This window comes from Streptomyces longisporoflavus, from assembly GCF_014649775.1.
In the GTDB taxonomy this organism is placed as follows: Bacteria; Actinomycetota; Actinomycetes; order Streptomycetales; family Streptomycetaceae; genus Streptomyces; species Streptomyces longisporoflavus.
This window is the reverse complement of record NZ_BMTR01000157.1, coordinates 1-530: the sequence shown is the minus strand read 5'-3', so window position 1 is coordinate 530 and position 530 is coordinate 1. Positions and strand designations below refer to the sequence as shown.

The 530-nt window shown below is 66.6% G+C and carries 1 protein-coding gene; it reads right to left on the bottom strand.

The window, feature by feature from the left end:
* On the bottom strand, positions 1 to 530 hold a 530-nt coding region (locus tag IE226_RS43835; protein ID WP_190087113.1), incomplete at both ends, for an ATP-binding cassette domain-containing protein.

Sequence of the window (530 nt, the reverse complement as noted above, 5' to 3'; positions counted from 1 at the left end):
TCGGAGAAGCGCAGTCGTACGTGTCCGCCGGGGATGAGGCGCTTGAGTTCTTCTGCCGTGCCTTCGGCGGCGATCTTGCCGTCGTTGAGCACGGCGATGCGGTCGGCGAGTTCGTCGGCTTCTTCGAGGTATTGGGTGGTGAGGAAGACGGTGACGCCGCTGTTGACGAGTTCGCGGATGATGCCCCACATGTTGTGCCGTGAGCGGGGGTCGAGTCCGGTGGTGGGCTCGTCGAGGAAGATGATGCGCGGGTTGCCGACCAGGGTCATGGCGATGTCCAGGCGGCGCTTCATGCCGCCGGAGTAGCTCTGGGCGGGCTTCTTGGAGGCCTCGACCAGGTCGAAGCGCTGGAGGAGTTCGGCGGTGACCCGCTGGCCTTCCTGCTTGGAGAGGTGGTGCAGGTCGGCCATGAGGAGCATGTTCTCCTCGCCGGTGATCAGGCCGTCGACGGCGGAGAACTGCCCGGTGACACCGATCGCGGACCGTACGGCCTGCGGGTCGGCGGCCAGGTCGTGACCGCCGACGCGGAT